This is a genomic window from Streptomyces sp. NPDC060028, from assembly GCF_042736725.1.
Lineage (GTDB): Bacteria > Actinomycetota > Actinomycetes > Streptomycetales > Streptomycetaceae > Streptomyces.
In genome coordinates, this window is record NZ_JBHWVJ010000013.1 from 1 (window position 1) to 17,138 (window position 17,138).

General features: G+C 69.3%; 16 protein-coding genes and 1 pseudogene. 3 read left to right on the forward strand and 14 right to left on the reverse strand.

The window, feature by feature from the left end; all coding sequences use genetic code 11:
* Window positions 1–52: 52 nt before the first annotated feature.
* Window positions 53–928, reverse strand: a complete 876-nt coding sequence (locus ACFWBF_RS09460) for a universal stress protein (protein ID WP_385597712.1) — start codon at window positions 926–928, stop codon at window positions 53–55.
* Between the two features lie 143 nt (window positions 929–1,071).
* A complete protein-coding gene (locus ACFWBF_RS09465; protein WP_385597715.1) occupies window positions 1,072–2,412 on the reverse strand; it encodes a DUF2252 domain-containing protein in 1,341 nt (446 codons plus the stop codon).
* Between the two features lie 187 nt (window positions 2,413–2,599).
* On the opposite strand from ACFWBF_RS09465, the gene ACFWBF_RS09470 reads away from it, so the two are divergent.
* On the forward strand, window positions 2,600–2,896 hold the full coding sequence (locus tag ACFWBF_RS09470) for an SHOCT domain-containing protein (protein WP_385597718.1): 297 nt from the start codon (window positions 2,600–2,602) through the stop codon (window positions 2,894–2,896).
* 31 nt (window positions 2,897–2,927) lie between these two features.
* On the opposite strand, the gene ACFWBF_RS09475 is transcribed toward ACFWBF_RS09470, so the two are convergent.
* From ACFWBF_RS09475 to ACFWBF_RS09490, 4 genes are all read right to left on the reverse strand, one after another.
* Complete coding sequence (locus tag ACFWBF_RS09475; protein ID WP_385597721.1) at window positions 2,928–3,581, reverse strand: GAP family protein; 654 nt, start codon at window positions 3,579–3,581, stop codon at window positions 2,928–2,930.
* Window positions 3,582–3,650: 69 nt separating this feature from the next.
* Window positions 3,651–5,519, reverse strand: a complete 1,869-nt coding sequence (locus ACFWBF_RS09480) for a glycoside hydrolase family 15 protein (RefSeq protein ID WP_385597723.1) — start codon at window positions 5,517–5,519, stop codon at window positions 3,651–3,653.
* Window positions 5,520–5,633: 114 nt separating this feature from the next.
* Window positions 5,634–6,047, reverse strand: coding sequence for an SHOCT domain-containing protein (locus tag ACFWBF_RS09485; RefSeq protein ID WP_385597726.1), 414 nt, complete (start codon window positions 6,045–6,047; stop codon window positions 5,634–5,636).
* A 127-nt stretch (window positions 6,048–6,174) separates the two neighbouring features.
* The gene (locus tag ACFWBF_RS09490) at window positions 6,175–7,008 is read right to left on the reverse strand and encodes a class II glutamine amidotransferase (RefSeq protein ID WP_385597728.1); all 834 of its coding nucleotides are present in this window, start codon (window positions 7,006–7,008) and stop codon (window positions 6,175–6,177) included.
* A 322-nt stretch (window positions 7,009–7,330) separates the two neighbouring features.
* On the opposite strand from ACFWBF_RS09490, the gene ACFWBF_RS09495 reads away from it, so the two are divergent.
* Window positions 7,331–8,296, forward strand: a complete 966-nt coding sequence (locus ACFWBF_RS09495) for a hypothetical protein (protein ID WP_385597731.1) — start codon at window positions 7,331–7,333, stop codon at window positions 8,294–8,296.
* A gap of 73 nt (window positions 8,297–8,369) precedes the next feature.
* On the opposite strand, the gene ACFWBF_RS09500 is transcribed toward ACFWBF_RS09495, so the two are convergent.
* The 8 genes and pseudogenes from ACFWBF_RS09500 to ACFWBF_RS09535 form a co-directional block, all read right to left on the reverse strand.
* Window positions 8,370–8,843 carry a DUF6325 family protein gene (locus ACFWBF_RS09500; RefSeq protein ID WP_385597734.1) on the reverse strand — a complete coding sequence of 158 codons (474 nt, stop codon included), beginning with the start codon at window positions 8,841–8,843 and terminating at the stop codon, window positions 8,370–8,372.
* Window positions 8,844–9,031: 188 nt separating this feature from the next.
* Window positions 9,032–9,385, reverse strand: coding sequence for a VOC family protein (locus ACFWBF_RS09505; protein WP_385597736.1), 354 nt, complete (start codon window positions 9,383–9,385; stop codon window positions 9,032–9,034).
* Between the two features lie 70 nt (window positions 9,386–9,455).
* Window positions 9,456–11,540 (reverse strand): hypothetical protein, encoded by a 2,085-nt coding sequence (locus ACFWBF_RS09510; protein WP_385597739.1) that lies wholly within the window; start codon window positions 11,538–11,540, stop codon window positions 9,456–9,458.
* Between the two features lie 53 nt (window positions 11,541–11,593).
* Window positions 11,594–13,609 carry a dynamin family protein gene (locus ACFWBF_RS09515; RefSeq protein ID WP_385597741.1) on the reverse strand — a complete coding sequence of 672 codons (2,016 nt, stop codon included), beginning with the start codon at window positions 13,607–13,609 and terminating at the stop codon, window positions 11,594–11,596.
* 329 nt (window positions 13,610–13,938) lie between these two features.
* Window positions 13,939–14,427, reverse strand: a pseudogene (locus ACFWBF_RS09520) (IS5 family transposase); the annotation flags it as partial.
* Between the two features lie 154 nt (window positions 14,428–14,581).
* On the reverse strand, window positions 14,582–15,073 hold the full coding sequence (locus ACFWBF_RS09525) for a phage tail protein (protein ID WP_385597940.1): 492 nt from the start codon (window positions 15,071–15,073) through the stop codon (window positions 14,582–14,584).
* Between the two features lie 199 nt (window positions 15,074–15,272).
* Window positions 15,273–15,731: a hypothetical protein gene (locus ACFWBF_RS09530; RefSeq protein ID WP_385597744.1), complete on the reverse strand. Its 459-nt coding sequence runs from the start codon at window positions 15,729–15,731 to the stop codon at window positions 15,273–15,275.
* Window positions 15,732–15,799: 68 nt separating this feature from the next.
* The gene (locus ACFWBF_RS09535) at window positions 15,800–16,249 is read right to left on the reverse strand and encodes a hypothetical protein (protein ID WP_266975646.1); all 450 of its coding nucleotides are present in this window, start codon (window positions 16,247–16,249) and stop codon (window positions 15,800–15,802) included.
* Window positions 16,250–16,359: 110 nt separating this feature from the next.
* On the opposite strand from ACFWBF_RS09535, the gene ACFWBF_RS09540 reads away from it, so the two are divergent.
* A complete protein-coding gene (locus ACFWBF_RS09540) occupies window positions 16,360–16,689 on the forward strand; it encodes a maleylpyruvate isomerase N-terminal domain-containing protein (RefSeq protein WP_385597747.1) in 330 nt (109 codons plus the stop codon).
* The last annotated feature ends 449 nt before the right edge of the window (window positions 16,690–17,138 follow it).

Sequence of the window (17,138 nt, forward strand, 5' to 3'; positions counted from 1 at the left end):
GGCGGGCCCCCTCGGGGGCCCGCCTCTCACGCACCTCCGTCACACAACAAGCTCAGTGTACTTCGCCTTCACCCCGCGGCACCACGGCGACGGGACAACGAGCGCGCATGACCAGCGAGTTGGCGACCGAGCTCGATGGCCAGCCGTCGGTGCGAAGCCGTCGCCGAGGCCGCCCGAGCACGACCAGGCCGGCGGTACCCGACCCCGTCGCCAGCCGCGCCCGCGGGGCGCCCGCGACCACTACGGGTTCGACCTCCACGTCCGAGTAGTCGCTGCTGCTGAAGGCGTCGAGCCGATGCCCCTGGGCCGCCTCGGCAGCGGCGGCCCGCCGTGACGTGGACGCCGAGACCACCTCCAGCGCGGTACCGCGTCCGCGGGCCTCCAGGAAGGCGAAGTCGATCGCCGCGTGAGGCGTGAGCTCGGGATGGAGTCCCAGGACCACCCGTTCCCGCCCGTCGGGGGCCGGACCGGCTGCGGTGCGCGGGCCCGGCGGCACCACGACCACCGGGCACTGCGCCCGGGCCACACACGCGAGGCTGGTGGAGCCGAGCAGCAGGCTCGCGAGTCCTCCGCGCCGACGTGAACCGAGCACCAGCACCTGGGCGTGTCTCCCGAGCGCGACCAGCGTGTGCCCCACCGCGCCGGCCGGGGAGGCGTACCGTACGGACGGCAGTCCCTCGCGCTCCTTCAGGATGCCGTGTACCTCGGCCAGGACGGTGTCCTGGTGGCCCGCGGCGCCGACAGGTAGCTTGTGGAGCCCGCCCAGGGGCGCGTAATCGGGCCGGACATGGACCACGAGCAGCTCGGCGCCCCGTCGCCGGGCCGTTGTCGCCGCCCAGTCCAATGCGGGGAGGCTGTGGGGGGCGCCGTCCACGGCGACCACGACGGGCCGCTGCCGCAGCGGCTTCGCGCTGTCCACGGACTTCACGGCCGCGTCGGCTTCGTGCGCTGTATCAACGTCATGCTGTTCATCGTGGTCGATCCGCGAACGGTGCGGGCAGGGACGAAAGCCCCGTCCCTCCAGGAGGAAAGACTCTTTCCTGGGCTGTCACGTGGATGGATACCTGCTGGTCAGATGCCGTGGGTGGCGGCGATGGCTCCGTCGGAGACGGCGGCAGTGAGCAGGGCATGGTCCTGGGCGGTCTGGTCCGCGTAGTGGAGGGCGAAGTCGGCGATGGCACGGTCGAAGGTGTCGGCGTTGCCGAGGTACCCGGCGATGGCGAGGCGGTCGCCGGAGCGGGCGTGGGCCCGGGCGAGGGCCGTGCCGCACAGTTCGGCGTACTGGCGGAGCATGTCCGGGGTCATGGTCTCCACGACGGCCGACCCTTTCATGTCGCGCAGTTGTCGGGCGTAGAAATCGCGCCCGGCAGGGCCAGTCGTCCAGCCGAGGAAGATGTCTCCGGCGGCCTGGAGGAGCTTTTGTCCCGCTACCACCCGGTGGCCGTGGTGCCCGTGGCGGTCGGCAGGAAGGTGGTCTTCCAGCACCGAGCGTCCGGCCTCCTTGATCTGGAGGAAGAGCGGGTCCTGCTCGTCCCGGCCCGTCAGCAGGACGATGAAGCAGCGGGTGCCGACGCTCCCGACGCCGACGGCCTTGCGTGCCGCTTCGACGAAGTGGTAGCGGTCGAGCAGGAGACGTCGCTCTTCCGGGAGTGTGCTGCGGTATTCGCTGAAGATCTCGTCGACGGCCTCACTTTCGGGTGCGGTGAGGCGCTCGAGCAGGGGCGGGTCGTGGATGATGTGGCGGCGGCCCTTCCGGGTCTCGGTGAGCTTGCCGAGGGCCTGGAGGCTGGTACGCCGTCGGGCCCGCGCCAGACTCGCCTCGACCCGGCTTCGCAGCTTGCTCTCCCGGATCAGGGGGAGCACCTCGGCCGTGTCGAACCGCTGGTACCAGACGGCGAGTTCGCCCTGCTCGGCCAGGCGTCGCATGGACAACCGGTAGGCCCGAGCGGCGGCGAGGGCGGATTGCCACGCTCGGTCGTCGCCGTGCCCGTCTTCCCGGGCGGCGACTGCCGCGCTGGCGGCGAGCCGCTCGACGTCCCATTCGAAGGGCCCGGGCAGGGTTTCGTCGAAGTCGTTGAGGTCGAACAGCAGCGCCCGCTCCGGTGAGGCGAAGAGGCCGAAGTTCAGCAGGTGGGCGTCGCCGCAGAGCTGAACGGACAGGCCGGTGTCGGGCTGGGCCGCCAAGTCCGCGGCCATCACCGCGGCGGCGCCCCGCAGGAAGGCGAACGGGGAGGCGGCCATCCGCCCGTAGCGGATCGGCAGGAGCTCGACGACCCGGTCGGCAGCCTGCCGCTCCAGCACATCGAGCGGGTCGGGACGGTCCGCCGCCGCGGTCCACCGCCCGTGCGAGGACCGGCTGACCCGCTTGCGGACGGCCCGGCCACGCAGGGCCCTCTCGGCTGGACTGGCCATGATCATCTCCTTGTCACCCCTCCTCCCCAGCATGGGCGCGCCGGGGCCCCCGCGCACGCCGGCCCGGGAAGGGCGCCGGCCGGTCGCCACAAGGCGCGAAGCCGCCCATCGGTGCCATGCTGGAAGGGAAGGCCGGGGCCGTCAGCTGGACTGTCCGGCTTGCGCCCGGTCGGTGAGGAGGAGCGACGTGTCCGGTCTGCTTCGAGGAATAGCACGTACCGCGGCGGTCGCAGGTACGGCGACGGCGGTCTCCAACCGGGTCTCGCGGCGCCAGGCGGGCCGGTGGGCCGAGCAGGACACCCGGGCCTACGGGCAGCAGGCTGAAGCCACGCCCGCCCCGCCCCCGGCGCCCACGCAGCCGCCGCCGTCCGACGACATGAGCAGTCGTATCGCTCAGCTCAAGGAACTCGCGGTGTTGAAGGAGCAGGGAATCCTGACCGAGGCGGAGTTCGCGGAGCAGAAGAGCAGGATCCTCAACTCCTGACGTCCCGGCGCCTCTCGGGGGTCTCGGCTCCCTATCCGGCGAGCTGGTAAAGACTCCTGCCCACGAGCCACAGGCCGAGGAGGAGACAGGTAATCACGGTCGCCGGGTCCTTGTGTCGTTCGAGCCATTCGCGCAAGTGGGTCAAGGCGAGTTGGGCCTTTTCCGGTGCGAACACCATGTACAGCTCCATGGCCAGAAGGCTGGAGGTGGCCAGGAGGCAGAACGCCACCAGAGTCAGGTAGGACACGCTGTGGGAGAGATCGGCTTGCACGACGGTGGCGGCAGCGGCTCCGACCATGCCCCAGGGTTGCAGGAGCACGGCAAGCGCAGCCGCGGACCATCCGGTGGCGTCGTCCATGCGTGAGGACAGCGAAGTGCCGGCGGGAGCCGTCGCGGTACGGCGGGGCCGACGGCGTCTGCGCTCGCTGTAGACGATCAGGCCCACACCGATGACCAGCGTGGCGACGAGCGCCGCGATGGAGGGCGGAGAGCGGGGCGGCGGTGGCTCCCCGCCGGTCAGGAACACAACGATCGCCATGACGACCACCAGGCAGGCCAGCCAGGCCAGGATGAAAGCCAGCCCCTTCCGTACGCCTCGGGGTGCGGCCACGACCAGCACGAAGGCCATGATCGGCAAGGGGAAGAGTGTGACGGCCAAGCCGATGAGGAGCAGGTCAAGCGCCATGGCTGCGCACCCCGCACCCGTGCTTCGTCCCCGCCCGCAGGAAGGGCCGAGGTGTCGATCGTGCCGCTCTCACTGCGCGCGCCTCGAGGCCAGGTCGAGTTCGGTGTCGAGCGCGAGGGCGGCGGTGATGAGGGCGAGGTGGGTGAAGGCCTGGGGGAAGTTGCCGAGTTGCTCCCCTGTGGGGCCGATCTCCTCGGCGAACAGGCCGACGTGGTTGGCGTACGTCAGCATCTTGTCGAAGGCGTAGCGGGCCTGTTCGAGCCGTCCCGCCCTCGCGAGCGCGTACACGTAGAGGAAGCTGCACAAGGAAAACGTGCCTTCGCAACCCGCCAGACCGTCGGGAGAAGCCTCCGGGTCGTAGCGGTAGACGAGGCTGTCGGAGACGAGTTCGGCGTCCATGGCGTCGAGGGTGGAGAGCCAGCGCAGGTCCTTGGGGGCGATGAAGCCGACGAGCGGCATCAGCAGCAGGGAGGCGTCCAGGACGGTGCTTCCGTACTGCTGGACGAACGCCTTGCGCTCCGTGCTCCACCCGCGGGTCATGACCTGTTCCATGATGGCGTCGCGCGTGGCGGTCCAGCGGTCCAGGTCCGCCGGGCGTGCGTTGGCCATGGCTTGGCGGATGCCACGGTCGAAGGCCACCCAGCACATGACGCGGCTGAAGGTGAAGTCCTTCCGGCCGCCGCGGGTCTCCCAAATGCCTTCGTCCGGACGGTCCCAGTGGTCACACAGCCAGTCGAGCACGCCGGCGGAGCGTTTCCAGCCGTCGTAGCCGACGACGTCGTTGGTCTGGCCGGCTTGGGCGAGGGCGTAGACGGCCTCCCCGTAGATGTCCAACTGCAGTTGGTCGGCGGCCCCGTTGCCCGCGCGCACGGGAGACGAGCGGCGCCACCCTTCCAGGTGGTCGAGGACCTCTTCGGTCAGGTACGGATCGCCGTCGATGCGGTACATGATCTGCAGGGGTTCGCCGTTGGGGGCGCCGCCGCCCTGGAGCCGTTGCTGCAACCAGTGGCGGAAGCCGTCGGCCTCGTCGGTGAAGCCGAGGTCGCGCATGGCGCGTACCGAGAGGGAGGCGTCGCGGACCCAGGTGTAGCGGTAGTCCCAGTTGCGCTCCCCGCCTTCCTGCTCGGGCAGGCCCATGGTGGCCGCGGCGATCGGCCCGCCGGTGGGCGCGTAGGTGAGGAGCTTGAGGGTGATGGCGGAACGGTTGACCATCTGCTGCCAGCGACCGCGGTAGGTGCAACGGCCGATCCAGCCGTGCCAGAAACGGCGCACGTCCATGAACTGTCGCACCGGCTCGGCCGTGCTGAGGGGAGGCGGAGCCTCACGCCCCGCGTCGCAGACCGTCAGCAGGACGGCCGCGCTCTCGCCCGCGTCCAGGGTGATGGTCGCGCGCACGTCCTGCCCGTCTGCTTCCAGGGAAACGGTGTCGACCGCCTGCAGATATGCGGTCACGCCCGGCCCGTCGAAGCGCGCGGTGGAGCCGTCCAGGACCAGTTCGGGCGGTGCCCGGCCGTAGTCGAAGCGGGGCCGGCACTCCAGCGTGAAGCGCACGGCCCCCCGTACCACTCGTACGTACCGCACCACTTGGTGGCGATCGGTGGCCGTGTGCCCCTCGGGGACGGGCATGAAGTCGACGACCTCACCCACGCCCCCGGAGGTCAGGAAGCGGGTGATGAGAATGGCGGTGTCGGCCAGGTAGAGCTGGCGGGTGACCACGTCGGTCTCGCGTGCCAGTCCCTCCTCGTCAAGGACGGAGGGCACGTCCGCGGTCATGGCGAAGTATCCGCCACGGTCGTGGTCGAGCAGGCCCGCGAAGATGCTGGGCGAGTCGAAGCGTGGTGAGCAGAACCAATCGAGCACGCCCTCGGAAGAGATCAGCGCACAGGTCTGCAAGTCGCCGATCAGGCCGTGCTCGGCGATGGGCGGGTAGGGGCGCATCAACCCTCCACGGCTGGCTGGAACCGGGCCGCCGTGCGACGGCAGGCGTCGGCAGTCGACGAGACGGCGAACTCGTCAGGTTTCGCATCCATGATCTGTGCCTTCGCGGCGGGTTCAGGAGGCGAGGACCTTGGCCTTGGCCTGTTCGTACTCGGATGCCGTGATGTCTCCGCTGTTCTTGAGCTCCGCGAGCCGGGACAACTCCTCGGTCGCGCTCGTGGTTCCGGCACTCTCGCGTACGTAGGAGCGGAACGCCTGCTCGTTCTGGCGAGCCCTCTTGAGCTCGCGTTCACCCATCCCCCGCCCCCTGGCGATCAGGTACACGAACACGCCCAGGTAGGGCACCAGGATGACGAAGATGGTCCATCCCGCCTTTCCCCAGCCGGTCATCTCGTCGTCTCGGAAGATGTCGCCGATGACGCGAAAGAGCAGCATGAACCACAGCACCCACACGAAGCACAACATCATGGTCCAGAACATGTTCAGCAGCGGGTAGTCCACTGCCAGATCAAACGTCGCACCGTTCATCGCCGATCTCCTGTCGGTTGGGGCGGGGCTTGCTTACCTCTTTCGACCTGCGTGGTGGGGCAGTGCGCCCACGGCACGCCATGGCACGGCGTACCGTGGCATCAGTCGTCAGTCGTCAGTCGCCGCGTCATGCCGGTTGCGGCGTGAAGGGATACATCTCGTCCGCGCCGGGCTGTACGACGCCGTAGGTGCTTTCCGGTACCTCGTTCCACGCGCCGGGCAGGTCGCCGAGGGGTTCGGAGACGATGAGGCGGGTCTCTTCCGAGATGTCCCGCAGGAACGCGACATCGGGGTGCAGCTTGCGCAGTGCGTCCACCCGGCTGCTGTAGAACAGCGACCGGGACGTGTGCTGGCTGGAGTAGCGGAAAGCCCAAAGGCGTGCGCCGTCGGTGATGGCGAGCGTCATCTGGAGCGGGAACTCCACACCGTGGTCGCGGCCGACGCGCTCCACCACTCCCGCCATCCTGGCGATGGCGGTCGGCGGGTCTTCTTCCAGGCCGAAGGTGAGGGCCAGGAAGAACATCACCTCGGAGTCCGTGGTCCCCTCGATGTCGGCGTACAGCGCGGGATCGACGAGCAGGGTGAGGTCGCGGCGCATCAGGTGGAAACCGGAGATGGCTCCGTTGTGCATGAACATCCAACGGCCGTGACGGAACGGGTGACAGTTCGACTGCTGCACCGCCGTCCCGGTCGACGCCCGGATGTGGGCGAAGAACAACGACGAGTGGACGTGGTCCGCCATCTCCCGCAGGTTGCGGTTGTTCCAGGCGGGACCGACGTCCCTGAGGAGCGCCGGAGACTCGTTGTCCTCCGCGTACCAGCCGACGCCGAAACCGTCGCCGTTCGTCGTCTCCACACCCAGCTTGGAATGCAGGCTCTGATCGATCAGGGAGTGGGCGGGTTTGTACAGGATGGTGTCGAGCAACATGGGTGTCCCCGAGTAGGCAAGCCATCGACACATGTGCGATCACCTGTGTTCCCAACTGCTACCTGCCGCCACGGGCGGAAATCCCGCGTTGTTCCGCGCGGCCTGCCGCTCGGTCTCGCGGCGCTGCGGCGGGGCACCCGGTCCAGGCACGCCCGCCGGGGCGCTGCTTCTCCGGCCCTCCCATTCTCGCGGTCCCCGCAGATGATCGCCACACAGGCGGCGTTCGAAGATCACCGCCGCGGCGGCGGTGGTTCGTTAGGCTTGTAGGTGGACGACGTCCGTCTCCGTCGCAAGCCCGGCTACAGGGGGCGCCGGGCAGCTTCGGCTCCACACCCTCATAGGACCGGAGCGTCGCGTGTCACACCGTCTACTGCCCAGCCTGACGCGAACGACCGTTGTGTCCGTCTTCGTGATCGCCCTGGCCACTGTGCCGTCCGACCCCGCGCTCGCGTTCACCGGTGGCAACCACGAGACCATCACCCGGGCGGCCCTGCCCTGGGAGCCGGCCACCCTGTCCGAGATGGCCGATGCCCGCGACGGGGCGATCAATGCCGATGACCACGGCGGATACTTCCTCCTCGGCCCCCTGCACTGCGACAACGCCGACTACCTCGCCCCCCGCTACGCCGACAACTATCCCCGCAGCCGGGACGAGGCCACCACCGAGCTCCTCGCCTGCATCCGTACCTCCGTCGCCCGCTTCCGCAACGCGGTCCGGGCGGCGGACGGTCTCGTCGACGTACACGGCAAGGTCCGGGCCGACCAGAGTGACCTGTCCGCCCACTGCACGTGGAAGGAGACTCCCGACCGGGCCAAGTGCGACGTCCTCGAAGAGCTCGGCCGGGGTTGGCACCCACTCCAGGACTTCTACTCGCACTCCAACTGGTCCGACCGGACCGCCCCCGGCCCGGTCGGCCTCGCCGACCCTCCCGGACTGGCACGTACCGATGTCGCCCCCTTCTTCGACATCCGCCACTACAGCGCCATGAAGGACGCCGACTGGACCCGGGACGCGCGCGCCCGGATACCCGTGGACCTCACGACCGGCTGCTATTCCGACTTCGATTCCACCGGCGTCAAGGCCGAGGACTGCGCCGGCCGTGTCACGCACAACCGCGGCCTGAACAAGGACACGGCCGCGTCCCGCCGCTCGAAAACCGGCGACAACTTCAGCCACGCCACTTCCGGGGCCACCGCCGAGATCACCCGCCAGTGGAACGACTTCAAGGCCGAGCTGCTCACGACCTATGCGGACCACCGGCGAGGCGAGCAGATGATCTGCGCCCTCGTCCATGACGACCCGCGCTCAAGCTGCCCCTGAGGCCTGACCTCAGCTCCGGGCCGGCTCGGTCTCCGGCTCCGGCTCCGTCTCCGGAACCGGGCTGGAGGCCGGCTCACTGCGGCGGCTGACCCCCGGCGGCGGCTTCCTCCGCGTCGATGGAGGCCAGGATGGCCTGCACGGGGATCCGGCCGCTCGCCACCATCTGCGCACCACCGGCGCGCAGGGCCCGGGCGAAGGGGGCGGCCCACCGGTTCTCGTAGACCAGGATCGCGGCCGCGTTGCCGGGCTGGAGGGCGTGGCCGGCTTCGTCGAGGTCGCCCTGGTCGAGCAGTTCGGAGGACACGCCCTCGAAGACGGCCAGTCCCATCGAGTCCGCGTCGTCGCCGAGTCCCGTGAGTTCCAGGGCCGTCACGCTGCCGTCGGCGTCCTTCTTTACGAAACGAAGGTCGAGGAGGCGGATGAGGCCCCTGTCCACCAGGTCGATCAGCAGGGGGAACGCCTCACCCGTCATCCTGTTTCCGGGAAACTCGACAACCAGGTAGTCGACGGGGCCCATGTCTTCGATGTCGTCAATGCCGTCGCTCATGAGCACTCCTTATGTGGGAGCGGGGGCCCGGCGGTGTGTGCGGGAATGGGCTCCGCACACGAAGAAAACGCATCCGCAGCCGGACGCAGCTCTGTTCTCATTGCAGCATCCGCCGCGCCGCCCCGCACTTTCGCACCAGGCGTGCGCCGGATCGGCCGGTGCCCCCGTGCGCCGGCGTGGAGGCCCGGTCAGGCGGGCTGCCACAGCTCGACGCGATGGCCCTCGGGATCGGTGACCCAGCCGAAGCGACCGACACCCTCCATGTCCTGCGTCTCCTCAGCCACGTCCGCTCCTTTGGCACGCAACTGCGCGAGCATCGCATCCAGGTCGCGGACCCGGAAGTTGAGCATGCTCTGCTGGGCGCGGGACCCGAAGTAGTCGGTCTCGGACTCGAACGTCGCGAGCACCGTCAGCCCGGCTCCCTGATGCCACAGGCCGTGCTCATCAGCGTCCAGACCCAGACAGTCGCGATACCACGCGCCCAGCGCCACGGGGTCAGCGGCCCGCATGAAGTATCCACCGATTCCAAGCACACGTTCCATGCCGCCATCTTGCCAGCACGTCGATCGGCCGGGCCGGCAACACAGCCACCCCGGTTGCCGACAGCGCCCGTCACCGGAGCGTCGCGCCGGAGAGCCACCTCCGCGCCCACCTCCGCACCCACCTCGGCTTCCACGTCGTGTCTGCGGACTCGGGGGCGGTACGGTCCGCCGCGAACTCCTCGATGTCGCGGGCGAACGCCGCGACCTGCGGCTCCAGCCGCTCGAGGTGGGTCAGCCGCTCGCGCAGCGCCGTACGCAGGCGCTCGCCCTCTGCCCGGTCGGCGGTCAGCACCTGGGCACGCCGCTCCAAGCGGGCCAGGGCCTGCCCCTCGGCCAACCGGGCACGCGCCGCCCAGTCCCTGGCACTCAGGGAGAGGATGTCCGTCACCGATCCCAGGTGGCCCCTGAGCTCCTCCCGAGCGGCCTCGCGCTCCGCCGCCGTCAAGTCACGGACGGCACTGAACAGGGTGTCGGAAGAAGCTCTGAGCCGGTACCCGGCGCCGGTGAAGAGCGCTGTGATCCGCTTCCGCGTCGCCTCGTCGAGCCCCAGCAGCCGTGCGTCGACCACGACGGGCCCCAATGCGGCGGCCTCGGGGCAGAGTTCGAAGATCGCCAGGCCCTGTCCCGCTGCGGTCTCGGCCAGCGCGGTCAGCGCTCCGGCCGTCGCGCGGGCATACCCTTCCTCGACGTACTCCAGCACCCGCTTCTTGGTCCGTAGAGCCGCGATGTCCACCAGCATCGCACGCTCCAAGGAGTGGACGATCCGGGCCACGGACCGGCAGGAGCGTTCGACGGCAGCTTGCAGTTGCTGCCGCTCCCGTACGATCCGTCGTGCCTCGTACTCACGGTTGGTGTCCGCGGCGGAGAGCTCCAGGCGCAGACCTGCCTCCTCCCGTGCCCGCCTGTGCGCCTCGTGGAGACGGGGCCCGAATTCGACGGCGGACTGCCGGCGGTCCCTCCACATCCGGGCGCCCAACTCCCCCGCGAAGTCCTCCTCCAGACGACGGCAGAGATCTTCGGGCCCGCCCCGCATCTCCTGCGGCACGGAAGCGCCCAGTGCGAGGAACGCGGTCGCGGGTTCGCCGGGCGGCGGTACTCCCACCACGTCCGCGAGCAGGTCGCGGAGCTGATCACGGAGCTCGGTCATCCGCTCGGCGGCCGTGGCTTCCCGCTGGGGTCGGGAGGCGAAGTCCCGTTCGGCACCGGTCGAGTGGTCCTCGGCGCTCATGAGCCGTTTGACCTCGCGGTCCCACCAGGTGAAGGCGAAGGTAACCCTGCGGTAGTCGTCGGGCTCCCGGACGAAACGGCGGAGCGCCTCCAGTGCCGCGTTGTTGGGGTAGGAGTCGGGACGGCGGGCGTCCAGCAGCACGACGATCGCATCGGGCGTGCGGCGGACGAGCTCCGCGTACACCTCTGCGTGCAACGGCACGGGCGAGCACAGACCCGCGGTGTCCAGGAAGCTGAGGTGCTTCAGTTCGGGACGCGGAATCTCGCAGGTGGCCTTGTGCAGGAGCGGCGCCAGCCCGGGGTCGGTGAGGTGACGGGCGAACGCCTCCGGCTCTGCGAGGTCGAAAACGGCCGGCTCCCGGTGCCGGAGCGTGAGTTCGAACGTCCGCGCCGGCGCGGGCAGCTCCGAACGGCCTGCGAGTTCCTGGTCCAGTTCGGCCAGGAGGGCCGGCACGCGCACGGGAGTGCGCTCGCCTCCGGTGAGCTCATGGATCTGCCGTATGCCGAAGTCCTCCGGCGACCGGAGCCAGCCGGCCAGGACCTTGGCATTGCTCCGGGTCCGGCGTTCGGTCTCCAACGGCAGTGCCACGCGGAGGCTGGTACGGAACCGCAGCAGGCCCCTCGGTCGGCTTCCGAAGCGGAATTCGGTGGGGACGGCGGTGGTCGGTGTCTTGGCGACGGGGAGCCAGCCCAGGCCGAGCAGCCGCACCATCAGACTGGTCTTGCCCGAGGAATAGGCTCCGAGGAGCAGCACCTGCGGCGTCCGCGCGGACCACAGGTTGATGACTTCGGAGAGGTCGAACTGCAGCGGAGTCGCGTCCGAGCCGCCGCCTTCCGCGCCGCCCTCCGCCCTGTCCTCCACGTCGCACGCCAGTGCGTGTCCTCGCTCCAGCAGCGTGAGCGAGTCCTGACGGAGCCGGTCGGACACGGACGGTGCCCGTCGCCTCGGCCTACCCGCCCGGGGGTTCCTTTCCATCATGGCTATCGTCCCGCCCGCTCCGTGAAGTTGTGGGACAGGGCCGCCAGTTGGTCCCTGACGGCTTGCGCCCGAGCCGCCTTCCCCTCCCACGACGCGACCTCCTGCGCACGCTCTGCGAGGGCGGCCCGTGGACGGGCGAGCATCTCGTCGAGCCGGCGTCCGGCCCGGGCCCACAGGTGGTCGAAGATCTGGCGCGTGAAGGCCGCCTCCTCGGTTTCGTACCGTGTCCGGAGCTTGTCGGCGAGGGCGGCACGGTCCTGGCCGAAGTCCTTGACCAGCTTGCGGAAGTCGGCGGCCGTGAGGGCGGCGAGGGCGACCGTCATCACATTGGCCAACACGGCCTTGCCGGCCTGTTTGCCGGCTTCCTTGGAGGCTTGTTTGACCGCCTCCTTGGCCGCCTCCTTCACTGCTTCCTTGGCGGCTTGCTGGGCGGTGAACTTGCCCCAGGCCGCGGCCGCGGCCTTGCCGGCCGCCATCCCCGCCGTGGCCGCGGCCGCGTTCGTGGCCTCCAGGGCGTCGGCCCCCGGGCGGCCGAGCGGCATGGCTGGCGCCTCTCCCCCGCCCTCGTCGGCGGGGGCCCCGAAGTGCCCGACGTCTCGCAGATCCTGTTGCAGCCTTCGAAGGCCCTCGTCGGTGACGGAGGTGCCGCTGGCGTTGACCCGCTCCCAGAAGGAACTCTCCTCCTGGGCACGCTCGATGGCGGAACGGATCAGCCGGTCGAGGCGGTCCCCAGGAGACTCTCCCACGCCCGCCCACCTCTGCGCCCCGCCCGCCAGCGTCCGCACCAGGGTGAAATGTGCCAACACCGTGTCGGCGCCGGCCCGTCCGTAGAGGGAGGCGAGCTCTCGGGCCCGCTCCGCCGCCACTGTCCGGATCTCGTCCTGCATCCGCGTCCGGCCGGGCTCGATCACCTCACGTTCGAGCCGGGCCCACTCCTGCAGGTAGGCGCGACTGAACTCGGCGCGGCGTCGGAACTCACCTTTCGCGGTGTCCAGTACGTCGGCCAGAACCTTGGCGTGGCCGGCGCACCGCAGGAGCAGCAGCCGGACGCGGGAGCGTTCGATCCGCTCTCCGAAGGGGCCGACGAGGTCGTCCAGGGCCTGGCGCAGGTGCACGTAACCGCAGCGTTCCAGCTCCCGCTGGAACGCACGGTCGGCGGCCAGGGCCGGCTCCCGCTCCCGACGCGCGACCAGTTGGCGCGCTTCGTGAGAGTCATACAGCACGATGTCCGCCAGAAAGGTCCCGAAGTTCTCGCGCAGTACGTCGACCACGCCGCCCGGTCCGGTCAGGCGCGGATCGCGGTGCGGGTCGTACTCCGGATCGTCGTCGCGGTCTTCCATGGACCTGGTGACGACTCCCAGCACCGCCTCCCTCCGGCTCGCGAGCGCGCGGGCGAAGACGCCGGCCTCCCCGGCGTTCCCTGCGCTCTCCGGATAGAAGGTCCACAGGACCAGATCCGACTCGTCCTCCCGCAGGTACCGCAGCGTCACGTCTTCGAACGCCTGCAGGCGATCGGCGAGGCCGGGCGTGCTGATGAGCCGAAGCCTGCGGAGCAACGGCTCGCGCAGGTACAGCCGCACCTCACGGCAGGCCACCTGCTGCTCGCTCAGCGGCTTCTGCTGTCGCAGGAACTCGACGCCGTGCCCGACCGATTCGAATCGGGTGACGGTGCCGTCGGGCCAGACGCGCTCGGCGTACTCCTCCGGCGCCCCGTCGTCGAGCGGGTTGAGAACCGCGACGACACCGTCGGTCGGCTTGCTGTCGGTGATCAGCAGCTTCCGTCCGAGCAGGGAATTGATCAACGACGACTTCCCGGAGGAGACCTGTCCGATCACCATGACGGACAGCGTTGCCGACACGCGGTCGACGACCCGGGTGATCCAGTCCCGATCGAGGACCTCTGACCGGGGATCCAGTTCGATCTCCGCCTCCGCCACGAGGCACCGGGCCTCGTCCGCCATCACCCCCAGGCTCCCGAGGTCCTTGTCCCGTCGAAGGTCTGCCCAATGGAACGTCACCCGCTGCCCCCTCGTCCGCGCCCCCACTGCGAGTCCACCATCAATGTGGCCACCGGCGCTCCCGGCCAAACAGCGCCATACGGTGAGGCCGGGCCCGAACACGCGCAGGCGCCCGTAGACAAGCAGACCAGGTCGGCTACGCCCTACGGAGCCAGGCGAGACCACAGACCACGGCAGCGCGCATACTGCGCCCCACCGTCCTCACCCACCGGCGACCCGAACCGCAGCGCCTGGTCATCGCACCGCTGCCGTTGCCCCGCACGTGCCTGCCACGGGTGGGTGGGACGTGCGTTCGCGTCACAGCGTGTCCAGCGGGCGTGTCTTGGCGATCATCCAGCTGACCAGGCGTAGATGGCGGCGAGATGGAGTGCGGCGAGGTAGATGGTGGCGGTCTTGTCGTATCGGGTGGCCAGGCTCTGCCACTGCTTCAACCGGTTGACGGCCCGTTCGACCGTGTTGCGCTGCCTGTAGGCGGCGCGGTCGAACGCTGGCGGCCTGCCACCGCGGCTGCCGAGTCGTTTCCGGTTGGCCGCTTGGTCGGCGGGCTGCGGGATCACCGCCCGGATCCCGCGACGCCGCGGGTGAAGGCGGATCGCCCGCGATGAATACGCCTTGTCGCCAAGGAGGCTGTCCGGTGTCGTCCGTGGACGCCCGATGCGCCGAGGCACCCGGAGTCGGGCCATGACCTGCTCGAACGCTGGCGCGTCACCGGCTTGACCGGGCGTGATGACGAAGGCGAGAGGCCGACAGCGGCCGTCCACCACGAGGTGGATCTTTGTGGTCTGTCCGCCTTGCGACCGACCGAGGGCGTGATCCGCCGTCGCCTTCGGATGCGTGGCCACTGGGCATCAGTCGACGGCACCCTCAACCAACGATCCGGTGCTGGGTGTGCAACGCCCGGGAAGCTGTCCGGCTGGCCAAGCGGAGAAGACCACGTGGCCGACCGGACGGGCAGGCAATGGTTTGAGGAGATCAGGCCTCTCGGCCCGTCACGTAGCTGATCTCGATGGTCTCGTCAGTCGCCGAGGAATCGCCCGCCGAAAGCTCCGAACCGCTCCAGCTCGTAGGGAACGCGCCCTCGAACAGGAACTTTTTGACCGGCTCGTTCTTCGCGTTCACGTACACCAGGACGAGGTCCTGGCCGCTGCCGTCGGCAGCGTCCGAGACCAAGGAATCCCTGATCCACTTGGTGAACGTGTCACTCTTGTCCATGGCACGCGTAAGGGTCAGCGTGCCCCCATCCGAAGGCGGCCCGCTGACCCGAGAGGAGACCAGTTTCCCCTCCGGCGTGTTCTCCGCCATCTCGATGAACTCCCGCGTGAGGGAGACACTGGAGACACTCTTGAGTGTCTCCACCCGCTGCCCGCCGAGCTCGAGCTGCCACCTGTACCCGACCACAGTCTCTTCCAGGACGCACCCCATCCTTCGATGCCCGCACGGAGCGAGCCAACCTGCCGCGATCATGAATGACACGGCCGCCCTGACACCGCAACCGAACGCGAATATGCACAAAAGGATGAATCGTGCGTCGTCTTCCTGGCAGACGAGATGACCTCCGTAGGGATGGTCAGGGCGCGCGGCCGCCTACTTGCCTCGATGTCGAGGCTGTCGTCGCTTCCAGGTCGGGACCGGCATGTCGGCCAAGTGGTCGCCAAGAAACGCCCTAGCAGCGCACTTGAGTTGCCGTCCCCAGTCCCTGCTTCTCCAGGTAGCCGTCGTAGAACAGGTTGCTGGCCACATCGATGCAGGTGTTGCCGGGTGCGTAGACATAAACCGGCCCCGCGTACTTGGTGTAGTTCTGGAACGCCCCGTCCTCCTGAGCCCACCCGACCTGACTGGTAAGCCCTATCATCACGTCGATGTGCGTGAACCCGCTCGCCCGCGAGTCGTCTCCGCGAGCGATGGCGCAGTTCTTGCCGGTGGCACTGCTGTAGTAGGTGTCGATCCAGCCCACCCGGTAGCCGTTTTCCGGATCGACGATCGGGTACTGCTTCAGCGATCCGTACGAGCTGCCGCAGACGTTGACCTGCGGATAGGCGGCGGCCTCGGTCGCGGTGCCGATCAGGCTGCCGACGAGCATCGATGCGACGGCCAGAATCGATGCAATTCGCTTGGCGTGCATGGTGGTTGCTTCCCTTCCGAAAAGCTTGGCTGCCGTATGAACAAGCCCGGACAAGCTTGAACGCCGATTTAGCAACGCACTCCGAGCGCTCCATCGGTGGCGAAGCCATCGTCCCCGTACTTGAAAACGCCCCACACATCGATACACGTGTTGCCCGGCGCGTAGACGTAGACCGGCCCCGCGTACTTGGTGTAGTTGACGCCCGCCCCATCGGTCTGAGTCCATCCGGCCGCGCCCGAGAGTCCGATGGCAACCTCGATGTGGTTGAACCCGCTCGCCCGCGAGTCGTCTCCGCGAACGATGGCGCAGTTCTTGCCGGTGGCACTGCTGTAGTAGGTGTCGATCCAGCCCACCCTCGTGTTGTCGGTACCCCTGACGGGGTACTGCTTCAGCGATCCGTACGAGCTGCCGCAGACATTGACCTGTGGGTAAGCGGAGGCTTCCCCAGCAGTCCCGATCACGCTGCCGGCGAGCGCCACCGAGACGCCCAGGAACGACGCAACTCTCCTGTACCTCATGGCAGTTGGATCCCTTCGTCGCGGGGCCTACTGCGGGCATGTATACGCCTGACGGCTTCGAAGGCACATAGAGGTCGCCTCGGTTCGCCACGACATGTCCGAAAGGCCCCGTGTCCCGGTCCGGTTCCCGCCCTGCCGATCCGCGCGGCCGCCCCGTCGACTGCGAAAATCGCTTGGAGTTCCCCGATCTACTGCGGCTGATCGACGAACGATCGACCGCCTTTCGCGCCGCGGTCGCCGCCCCAGCCAGCCTCGATGTGCGGGTGCCGACCCGCCCCGAGTGGACGCTGTTCGATCTGGTGCGGCATCTGGGCGACGGGCGCCGCTCCTGGGCCGCTGGGCCGCCACCATCGCCGCAGGGCCTGCCGCCGCGGCCAAGTCCGTACCGGAGGGCGCCCCGGCCGCGCCCCGGGAGCGCGAGGCCCTGCTGGCCCGGCTGACCGCATCGACGCAGGAGCTACTGGACGTGGTGGGGTACGTCGCGGTCCCCGCAGACCTGCGGTGCCGTCGCCCGGCACCAGCTCCAAGAGATCGCGGCCTTGCAGTCGCTGCCGGACGAGGCGGCACTCGACGGTGTCGAGGACTTCTGCCTTCGACTTCCACGCCACCCAGGGCCGCTCCTGGCGCCTCACGGTCGTTGGCGACGGCGCACGCTCCACCCGTCTCCCCGCGCGCGGCACGACCGCCCCCACCACTGCCGACGAGGGCCCGGAGGCGGCCGGCGTCTCGTCCGCGGCACGGCCAGTGAGCTGGTCCTCTTCATGTACGACCGCACCCCGGCGGACTCCCTGCAGTACGCCGGAGTCGGCACCGCCTCCGGCGGGATGGAGCCCAGGGCACGCCGGGTACGGCCGCGCAGCAGGGTCGGGGGGCCTGGCACCGCTCCGGT